The organism is Planktothricoides sp. SR001, assembly GCF_001276715.1.
GTDB classification, from domain to species: domain Bacteria; phylum Cyanobacteriota; class Cyanobacteriia; order Cyanobacteriales; family Laspinemataceae; genus Planktothricoides; species Planktothricoides raciborskii.
The window spans coordinates 70412-81054 of record NZ_LIUQ01000016.1 but is presented as its reverse complement, the minus strand read 5'-3'; the positions used below and the strand labels follow the sequence as shown (position 1 = coordinate 81054).

Here is a 10643-nt window from a genome sequence, read left to right as displayed (position 1 = left end):
TAAAAAGCGAGAATTAACTGCCCGAATGCTTTGCCCCTACAAGCCCCTACAGGAAAAACTCAAAAATTTATTACCCGTAGGCGAAGCCTTCTCGAAGAGTATGCTTCGCCCCTACAGGTGTGCCATTTTTACTGGAAAAACCCGGTTGTTTTTTACCCGAATGCAACGCCGCCCTGACATATATTAGAATAAATCTATGATGCATAACCTAAAAAATGAGGTATAATTATATTTAGTCAATCGGGGAAGACTCATGGGATAAATTATCGGATAACAATTGGGGCGGAATAATTATGCAAGTCAATCAAGTCAGTCAAGTCAGTTTAATTAACTACAATATTCTCCACCAAAGCTTAGGGATATTTCGGGCACACCAGAAAATTTTAGTCAATTCATCTAATATTTTGCCCGTGGCTTTTTTACTGTTGCCGTCAGTGGCTCAATCTCAAACTGGAGATAATTTTTATCGGGAACAGCAGCTAAATAATTTTAGCAATTTTATCGATATATTATCTCCACAAAATATGGTAAATCAGCCGGTTAATTTTTCGACAAATTTATTAGAAAACTTAGGAGGAAAAAATAAAACCATAAATGAGGAAAATTATCCGGGGATAAATTCGGCGGGTGTGATGTTTGAGGCAATGGCATACGGATTGATGCCAGTGGATTTATTTGGCACTAACACTGAGTTAGGTGATGCTATCAGTATTACGGGAGGCTTACCTAAGCTTTGGATGAGTGCTTATGATATTAATTATGATATTAATCTTGAGCCAGAGTTTCGGCAGCCCGGGGCTGAGGTGATTCAGGCGATCGCTGCAAGGGTTGAAGGGAAGATTTCCGGTAAATTTATTGAAAATCCAGGGGGTTATCGTAGTTTAATTATTGGGGCAACTTTGAATAATCAATTGAATTTGCTACCCACAGAAGCCCAAAAGCAAAATAGTTCAGAGAGTTCAGAGTTTAGTTTAGATTTACCGGAAAATTTACCGGAAAATTATCAATCGGATGCCGGGGTCAGCGCTGAGGATCGTAATTTCGATCATAATTTATTTAGTGGATTTTTCCTAGATTCTACGGATGTAGTTGCATCTGAGGCTTCAACAGTTTATCCGGCAAGTCTATCAGTGACAGGGAGAAATTTTTCCCTGAGCAATGTTGTTGGAAATGTCGGCAATTCGGAGACTTTTCAAGAAGCGATCGCCTCTGCTTTGCTCATAGATAGTTCCATTCCACCAGAGATATTATTGTCTGAGGGATTGCGAGATATTTTAAATCCGCAAAATATCTCAGTCAATCCGGTGAATTATCACACACTCATTGACCCAGAAATTCCTTATGTTTATGATGTTGATGAAAATCTAACGGTTGCCGCAACTAACCCCGATGAAACGGTGTTGGAGGAGACAGTTTTTGATGCATCAGAAATTAGCGTTCCTTGGCAAGAAATACCCGCTAAGGTTAATTTGACGGCATGGAGTGGCTTTGCCCCAGAATTTAACGGCGATCGGGAGCGATCGGCAAACATATCTGAACCGGAGCAAAATGCAGCTATTTTTAACAGTAATGCTCCGGTTAAAGTAGCGAATAATAACCCAGAAGATCACCCAGAAATTCAGCCAAAAGTTACTACAGAAGTAACCCCAGAAGTTACCGAAAAAACTATACAAACTATAGGAAAAAATTCGATATATTCGCTGTCTTGGAGTGGGTTACCTCCAGAATTTAGCCCAGAAAGCCGCGATCGCCCACCAGTAAATCAGAAATCAGGGGAAAAATCTACGAGTTGGTCTGCTTCAATTGTTTTAGATGAAATAGATGATTTGCAATATCAACCAACTATCCCAACTACACCGAGAAACACCCGGTCTTGGAGTGGTTTGCCTCCAGAATTTAGCCAAGAAAATGGCGATCCAAATCCAGCTAATCAACAAAATAAAGCATACTTCGATCGCCATCTATCTTGGCAAGATGCTCGGATTTCCCCATCCTGGGGCAATTATGAGCACGGAACTCTGGGGAATCAGTCATTTTCTTTTTCAGAACCCATCGAGGATTCAACCAGTTTCTCTAATTCACCGATTAACCTCGATCCAGTTGCGGATTTATTCCCAAATTCAAGCATAACCGGCACCAGAGAAATTTCAGAATTTGCGCCATCAGAAATACCAGAAATAGCTGAAAATAACTCTTATACAATTCAGGCGAAAGTTTTAGATTCTCCAGTCAGCTATTTGACTGATTCCGCGAACCGGATCGCTACCGCGAATCGCCAATCCTGGTCAGAGGCTTATTCCTCATTAATTAATCGTGATTTACAAAACTCTTTAGAGGCGATCGCTTTAACCACTAACTCCACCCCTGGGGTCGTGTATGTTTTGGCATTTAGCGATTACTTAGAATTGATGTTGCTGTCTCCTGGGCAACCGACAATTCGCCGAATTGTCCACCATGCCAATCGGGACTTACTCAATGCTACGATACAAGAGTTAATTGCCGATGTCACCAATCCCCGAACCTTGGGCAGCGAAAGTGCATCCGCACCGCTTCGCGAACGCTATTTATCCTCGGCACAACAACTATATCAATGGTTAATTAGCCCCATTGAAGGGGAATTAAACGGTCGGGGGATTGACACTTTAATGTTTTCTCTCGATCCGAATATTCGCTCCCTGCCCCTCGCCGTTTTGCATGACGGTCAACAGTTTTTAGTGGAAAAATACCGTCTCAGCTTAATTCCCAGCCTGAATTTAACGGATCTCAGCTATCAGAACCTTAGTCACTCAGCGGTATTAGCAATGGGGGCGTCGGAATTTGCCGATCCGAGAATTCAACCGTTGGATCAAGTCCCCTTGGAATTATCCGCGATCGCCGCCAATCGATCCAGTAATATCTTCATCAATGAAGCATTTACCCCAGAAAATCTCAAATATCAAAGCGAGGGAGGAAATTATCAGATCGTTCACCTCGCCACCCATGTGGAATTTAATCCAGAAAATACCCAAAACTCCTATATTCAATTTTGGAATCGCCGACTCACCCTGCATGAAATTCAAGAAATCGGATGGCAAAACCAACCATTAGAACTCCTGGTGATGAGTGGCTGTGAAACCGCCTTCGGGAGTCCCAATGCCGAATTAGGTTTTGCCGGGTTAGCGGTACAAAATGGCGTTAAATCCGTGCTCGCAAGTCTTTGGCAAGTGAACGATCAAGGTACTTTCGGCTTAATGAGTGAATTTTATCGCCACCTGAATTCTCAAACCCAGACCATTAAAGCGGAAGCCTTGCGGCAAGCGCAGTTAGCGATGCTGCAAGGCAAAATTCACATAGAAAATGGTCAGTTGACTTGGGTAGATGACGATCCGCAGACATACTCTCAGTCCTTAGTCGGAGAAATTGGGTTGAGCAATCAACAAGAAAATATCTCTTCCCAAGTCCAGGGAAAAAATTTAGCCCACCCGTATTTTTGGGCGGCTTTTACCTTAGTCGGGAATCCCTGGTAAATCCTAGTTTTGCGGGGGAACTAAGGGTTTATTCACAAACACAATTACGCCGTTTTGGGTGCGTAAAGTGCTGGTGATTTCCACATCCTGATTGAGTAGAAAGCGATCGCCACTGGCATTTTCGTGAATGGTCAGGGTAGCACCACTTAGAGTCTGGATTTCCCCAGACTCTAGCTGGGTTTGAGTCACCGCACCGGGAACAATATGGTAACGCAGAATCTTTTCCAGAGTTTCTGGATTGGCACGAACTGCCGCAGCCAAAGTTTGCCACTCTTCGTTGGTGGGTACAAACACGGTATATAAAATCGTGTTGCCATCACCGCTATCTTGGTTGCTTAAGATTTCCGTGAGTCCCATTTGTTGGAAGTCCTGGGCGATCGCGCTAAAATCCCAACCATATTTAATCGCACTTCTGAGAGTGCCACTGACAGTCCCATCCAACGTGCGACTAGGGCCATAGATCGGGTCGTTAAAAATTGTGATATATGGATTGGATCTTTCCGTCCGTGGGGACGCGATCGCCACAGGGCTACCTAGTTCAATACCTAAAATGTTTGCGCTAACTCCAAGGCTAACCCCAAGAGCGACCAGCACCCCTGTGAGCTTGGATAAGTTTAAATTTAATCTCTTTGAGCAATTGCGATCGCTCAAAGACCCTTTTAAGCAGTCGAAAGTGTTTGTTTGCTTCATGGCTTTTTCTCTGAAGATGACGAAATCATAATCAGTAGAGCCCTGATGGAATTAATCATTGGATAATCAATTGGGTTTCCTTCATCAACCCAACCTACAGAAAGTGGGTGCGATCGCCATTGGGTATATTGCGTGGGGCAAGCCGCCTCGCGGGCGTAAGCATTACGCCTCTACCTTGTTCGATCGGGGGAAATTGTAACCTGGTTAGATTATCAACCACCACTCTTTAGTTCTCTTTAGTTTCCCCTAGTTCCCGAAAATCGCTCAAGAAAGATTAAAGGTTAGTGACTTTTGAATTTTTTGTTACTAACATTTAATCGGGAAAATTATCTATGGGCAAAATTTGGTAAATTTTGCCCATAAAAGCATTATACAAGGAATGAGCGATTTTCGGCGAATTTGTTTATTTTCAGCGTAATAAATATTTTTTCTAAAAAATATTGTCATAGGGGTGCTTCCTGGCATACCCTATAAGAGCATTATCAGGTTAATATCTGGGGAAAAATGTGTGAGGAGATAAATGTCTGAACAAAAACGATCGTTTTCTGGGCGCCTAGTAATTGCTGGGTTATTCCTGGCTGGAGTCGCCGGTGCTTATTTTTACCTACAGGGAATCGGGCGGAAATTAACCCCCGTAGATAGTGCCAAAATTGTGCCTAAAGATACGATGTTAGCTGCTTATGTTGACACGAATTCTCATCATTGGGATCGATTGCAACAATTTGGTACTCCAGAATCACAAGCGGCGATCGCCAAAGTCTTTGACCGTTTCCAACAGGGAATTTTTCCCCAAGAGGAACTGAATTACCAAACCGACTTAAAACCTTGGGTGGGTGATGTCATGTTTGTCTTATTACCCCCCTTGAGTGAAAAGGACTCAACAAACCCAAACAGCGACTTACCTAGTGGGGCAACAACCAAATCGGCACCCCCGACGGATCAGGAAGCGAATGTCTTGCTAGTGGTTGGCATTCAAAATCCTTTAAAAGCTTGGATATTTCAGCGGAACTTTAAATCTCAAGCCGACCTAAAATTTGTAGAGTCTGAATATAAAGGAGTAAAAATTTCCCAAAGCACAATTGGTGAAAATCCCTCAAATTACAGTGCCGTAGTGGGCAATCATTTACTCTTAGCCAAGCAGCAAAAAACCCTAGAACAAGCGATTGATAGTTATCAAAATGCCGCATCGTTTGCTGCCAGTCCCGAAGGAACTGAACTACTAAAAAAATGGCAAGAACTTAAAAATCCTGTGCTGCAATTGTATTTGCCTAACTCGACTCTATTAGCGCAGGTATTAGGGGAAAATATTTCAGAAAATCCGAGATTTCCCCAACAACTAGAAGGGATAAAATATGCAGTGATTGGGGCAGGCATCGAGCCAGAAGGGATGCGAATCAGGGCGATCGCACAAGTCGAGCCAGGGATTTTTCCAGAATCAGCATCGACCGACAATCAGACTGGATTAATGAATCGGTTTCCCAGTGAAACCATTGCCGTATTGACCGGAAAAGAACTTAAAAGTTCCTGGGCAACGGCGCTAGAACAATCCCGGATTGACCCCATGCTTGAAAGTAACCTAAAATCCCTGAAAGCCGCTTTCAAATCTAGCACCAATTTAGACTTAGAGCGAGATATTTTTAGCTGGATGGATGGTCAGTTTGCTTTGGGTTTTATTCCCTCCAATGAAGGAATTATAGCGCAAGTGGGATTCGGCGGAGTCATTCTCTTGGAAACCAGCGATCGCCCCTTGGCAGAAGCCAGCATGAAAAAACTTGACAAAAGTTTCACCACCAAGTTTCCGATGTTAGAAGCCGGTTCTAACACTTATGAAAGTATTCCCATGACCGAGTGGAAAGTTAAGTCCCAAGAAATTGTCTTAGGTGGCTATGGCTGGTTGGATGAAAACTTATTATTGATTACCTTGGGTCAGCCCATGATGTCTCTGATGTCTCAGCCGATTTCTCAACCCTTGAATACCAGCCAAAATTTTCAGGCGATCGCCGGTTCTTTACCCACTCCCAACCAAGGCTACTTTTACTTAAACATGGATCAATTAATGACCGTGGTTAATCGGGCGCCTCTGCCGCCGGGAAATCAAATTTCTCCAGATGTTTTAGCCGTGCTCAATTCCATTCAAGGCATCGGGGTGACTAACACCAGGCCAGCAGCAGAAATCGCCCAAATGGATATGTTAGTGGCGCTGAAATCCAAGCAGTAATTATTCCCTGTATTCCACTCATTCAAATCACACTTTTTAACTCTCGGTGCGTCGATCGGTGCATTTATCAGTTATTTAATGTTCGCTCCATTTCCCTGATTAAATATTCTATATTTACCCCAAAAAATGACTTGTTTAATCCATAACTTTGTTTAGAAGTAAACAAGTCATTTTTACTCGGATGCCGGTGGCGATCCGGGTTCAAAGCTAATTAACCACTGACCCCAGATAACTGCTGACGAATCGCGATGTAATCCGGTTCAACGGATTGGATTACCCCATGATTTAGGGTCCAAAAGCGATCGCCAATCTTTAATAAATCCCCGGCATCGTGAGTCACCACCAACAGACTCCAATGCTGTTTTAATTTTGCCAAAAGCCGGATTAAATTCTGTCGCATTGACCAATCTAAACCCGCCGTAGGTTCATCCAGCAATAAAATTTGCGGTTGACGAATTAACTGCACCGCCAAAGCTAAACGCCGTTGCTGTCCCCCACTCAAGGATTGCGGTGCGGTATTCAGAGATAAATGATCTAAGCCCACTTCCTTCAGGGCTTCATCCACTCGTTCCGAACCTAGTTCGGGGTGTCCCAAGCGCAATTCTTCCAAAATAGTGCCACAACAAAAATGTCGTTCGGGAAATTGAAACACCAATCCCCCAAGCTGTTGCAGGTGTTCGGCGGTAAGGGGCTGTTCTCGCCAGTAAATTTCCCCAGAGGTTTTTTCCGCCAGTCCAGATAAAATCTCTAAGAAGGTACTTTTACCCGATCCACTCGGTCCGATAATCACGCCCAACTGCTGTGGGGCGAGTTCCAGGGTCATGGATTTTAAAATCGGCGTTGGGGTTGCCGCTGGGTGATAACTTAAGTTTCTCAAATAGAGCATTATGTAACTGTGTGGATGATTTCCCGTAGATTCTCTTTGGAACTCGGTTTTGCTTACACCGTCTATCCTAGTAATTATTTTAGATTTTTTCCATGATATTTTGGCAAAATCGACTTAAATCTAGTTAGGCAAAATCTCTCGGAAAGAAACCGGGTTTCTATGTAGAGGCCGGTGGGGAGGCAGACATTTTTCATAGAAACCCGGTTTCTGGGCAATTCTCGGTAAATTTTTTGAGGCGCAAAATATGAAGATTGATCGTCCGGTTTCTTTTTCGAGACGAATAGTTCAAGCGATCGCTTCTGGAGTGGCGATCGCTACTTTTCTAGTTGGCAGTCCTAGCCATGCCAAAGATCCATTTAGAACCACCAATCCTCACGAAATTGGTGATACCACAGAAATGGCCTTTCGGGTTCTATTTGAACAGGGCAACTATCAGCAAGCAGACCGTTATTTAGATGAAGCGGAAAAAATAGACACCAATGAACCCTTAGTCTATGCTATGCAAGCAGCCTTTGCCTATCTTAATGAAGATTGGGATGCTCTGCTTACTTACGCCACACAAACTCGTGAAACCGCACAGCAACTCACGACTAAGAATGAATTACGCGGTCATCTCTATACGGGAGTGGGTCATTTTCTGGAAGGAGCACATATTATTAGCACCGAAGGCACAATATCCGGCACCCCAAAAGCTCTGCGAAAACTTCGCTTGGTGCTGCAACATATTAATGCCGCCGAAAAGATTAATCCCACCGATCCAGAAGTTAATTTGATTAAAGGATTCATGGATTTAATGTTAGCGGTGAATTTGCCTTTTGCCGAAATTGATGATGCGATCGCCCGCTTAGAAAACTATGCGGGGCCAAACTATCTCGCCTATCGGGGAATTGCCGTGGGCTACCGAGATACGAAACAAAACGAGCCAGCTTTAGCTGCCGTAAATCAAGCCCTAGAATTAACCCCCAATAACCCAGAGTTATTTTATCTGAAAGCACAAATATTAGTCCAACAAGGTCTGGAGCAAAAAAATGTCACCATTCTCCAACAAGCCCAGGAAAATTTCTCTCAAGCCCTTGCCCAAGCCCCGGATAAATTTCCCGCTGGGCTGAAAAAACAACTGCAACGAGAAAGCGATCGCAATACACGACGCATTCAAGAAATGAGCGCTAATTCTCGTTAATTATCATTAAAAAGTTTTCAACGTTCTAGCGAACCAAATCAACCCGGTGTTTTCCTAAAAGATCGGGTTGTTTCTTTTGTAGGGTTTTTCTGTAGCATCTCCCTGTGTGGTAAAATACTCCTGTGGCTTGATGCTGAGGTGCAACCACCTCCTGCGGACACTCATAGTACACCGTTTCCAATTAAAAATGCAATCATTTAGGCGCGGGGCGACCACTTAGGGGAACCCCTACTGTTGTATGAATTTTTGTAAATGGTAGGACTTTGAAGCCATCAGAAATCGGCAGTCATTCCACACAGATAAAGAGCAATCCGCTCATTCAAATCACAATCAAGACGCCAAATAGAAGGCCAATAATTATGACTTTCAAAATTCTCAGTTTAGATGGTGGCGGCATTCGCGGAGTTTTATCTGCCAGACTTCTCCAGCAAGTAGAAACGACATTGGCAGCAAAAAAAGGACAGAAATTACATGAATATTTCGATTTAGTTTCTGGCACCTCTACTGGCTCAATTCTGACGGCGGGAATTGCCTGCCAGATGAGCACCCAGGACATGATTGATATCTATCTGGAACAGGGAAAAAATATCTTTTTAGACTCGGTTCGCAAGCAGCGAGGTTGGCGAGTTGTTAGTCAAGCGATCGGCAGTGGTGTGTTGTATCCCCACGAAGAGGGAGAGCAAGGTTTGGCTAAAATATTGCAGAAAAAATTGATTCACCCGGAATTGGGTAAAGATGCGAAGATTGGCCAGATTACTAAACCCAATATTCTGATTCCTGCTTATGACGTTTATTCCCGCAATACCACCTGGTTTAATAATAGCGATCCTACGGTATGGTACAGCAATTTGGAACTGTGGAAAATCTGCACTGCTTCAGCATCAGCGCCCACGTTTTTCCCCCCTTATCAACTTCCCTATAACGATGACCAAAAGCTGCCCCATATTGATGGTGGAGTATCCGCGAATAACCCGGCTTTATTGGCGATCGCTCATGCCTTGTATATCGGAAAACAGAATGGAATAAACTTGAGCGATATTGCAGTTCTCTCCATTGGCACGGGTAATACAACTCGGGTTTACAAATATGAAGAAATCAAAAAGTGGGGACAGTTTGGCTGGGCTGGACATTTACCGGATATGTTTATGAATCCGGCGGCGCAAAATGCTGAAGCTATTTGTTATCAAATTATGGAAAGTGCCGGACGGGATTATCTGCGTTTGGATTTCGATCTCAACCAGCAATTGAAAGGCGATCCCCAGCCCGGTCGTCTGCGGGAATTGCTCGACAAACCCTATAACAAATATATTGCCGCACAGAAAAAGCAGAATAAAGAAGTCAGCGAAGACATAGACAATCCTGAGAATTGTCCCAGCTTGATGGAAGCGGCGGAATGTTATCTTGAAGTGGGCAAAGTCTATTATAAGGATCCCAAGGTTCCGGTTAAAGTTCAAGAGGCGATCGAGCAGTTTATTGAATCGAATTAAGGATTAAACGATCGGCATTTACGCACAATCTCTAGATTTAGTAGGGGCGCGGGGCAACCACCGCCACGGAAATGCCCCTACTAAATATTTTTTATGGGCAATTTCTCAAGCAATCCGATGGCGGTGGTTGTCCCGCTTTTTCGTCAGGACTTACGCAGCTACTCCACATTGTGTTGGTGCGCTACGTCTGGGAACGGCACCCTACTGATAGAGGCGTTGGTTGCGTAAGTCCTATTCGTGTTAGAACCAGACCGTTATCTATATCGAGCCGAAAAAGTAGACACCAATCAACCCTTTAGGCATCGAAATCAAAAGCGCCCGGTTGAACCGAACAAAAATATTGCATATTATTAACATACAATACTTTATCATGCTTACCTCAATTGTGACCTTAATGTTACTTTTGTGTTCCATTGTGTTCCTTTTGTGTGAATTTTTTGTTCCCTTGATGTTCCTTTTGTGTTCCATTGTGTTCCCTTGATGTTCCTTTTGTGTGAATTTTTTGTTCCCTTGATGTTCCTTTTGTGTGAATTTTGTGTCTTTTTACAAATCTATTTTTTTTTATTTTGATGTATTTTTTGTTTTTTTGCTGTATAGTCTTTCTAAGCGGGATCTGATTCCAGCCAAAAAACCTGGCAATATTTTGGGGATATTGATTAGTTTTTTGCTAAATCAA

At 43.3% G+C, this 10643-nt stretch carries 7 protein-coding genes; 5 read left to right on the top strand and 2 right to left on the bottom strand.

Annotated elements, in window-relative coordinates:
* On the top strand, nucleotides 1-187 hold a 187-nt coding region (locus tag AM228_RS35195), incomplete at its 5' end, for a hypothetical protein (RefSeq protein ID WP_231636759.1).
* Between the two features lie 106 nt (nucleotides 188-293).
* Entirely contained in the window at nucleotides 294-3506 is a 3213-nt protein-coding gene (locus tag AM228_RS11830) for a CHAT domain-containing protein (RefSeq protein ID WP_054466316.1), read from the top strand.
* A 3-nt stretch (nucleotides 3507-3509) separates the two neighbouring features.
* On the opposite strand, the gene AM228_RS11825 is transcribed toward AM228_RS11830, so the two are convergent.
* The gene (locus AM228_RS11825) at nucleotides 3510-4196 is read right to left on the bottom strand and encodes a fasciclin domain-containing protein (RefSeq protein ID WP_082348850.1); all 687 of its coding nucleotides are present in this window, start codon (nucleotides 4194-4196) and stop codon (nucleotides 3510-3512) included.
* A 520-nt stretch (nucleotides 4197-4716) separates the two neighbouring features.
* Between AM228_RS11825 and AM228_RS11820 the strand changes: the two genes are divergently transcribed.
* Entirely contained in the window at nucleotides 4717-6414 is a 1698-nt protein-coding gene (locus AM228_RS11820) for a DUF3352 domain-containing protein (protein ID WP_054466315.1), read from the top strand.
* A 211-nt stretch (nucleotides 6415-6625) separates the two neighbouring features.
* Here AM228_RS11820 and AM228_RS11815 read toward each other — a convergent pair whose 3' ends face one another.
* Nucleotides 6626-7300 carry an ABC transporter ATP-binding protein gene (locus AM228_RS11815; protein WP_054466314.1) on the bottom strand — a complete coding sequence of 225 codons (675 nt, stop codon included), beginning with the start codon at nucleotides 7298-7300 and terminating at the stop codon, nucleotides 6626-6628.
* A gap of 244 nt (nucleotides 7301-7544) precedes the next feature.
* On the opposite strand from AM228_RS11815, the gene AM228_RS11810 reads away from it, so the two are divergent.
* Both AM228_RS11810 and AM228_RS11805 read left to right on the top strand, forming a co-directional pair.
* Nucleotides 7545-8480 carry a Sll0314/Alr1548 family TPR repeat-containing protein gene (locus AM228_RS11810; protein WP_054466313.1) on the top strand — a complete coding sequence of 312 codons (936 nt, stop codon included), beginning with the start codon at nucleotides 7545-7547 and terminating at the stop codon, nucleotides 8478-8480.
* Between the two features lie 359 nt (nucleotides 8481-8839).
* Nucleotides 8840-9967 carry a patatin-like phospholipase family protein gene (locus AM228_RS11805; protein WP_054466312.1) on the top strand — a complete coding sequence of 376 codons (1128 nt, stop codon included), beginning with the start codon at nucleotides 8840-8842 and terminating at the stop codon, nucleotides 9965-9967.
* The last annotated feature ends 676 nt before the right edge of the window (nucleotides 9968-10643 follow it).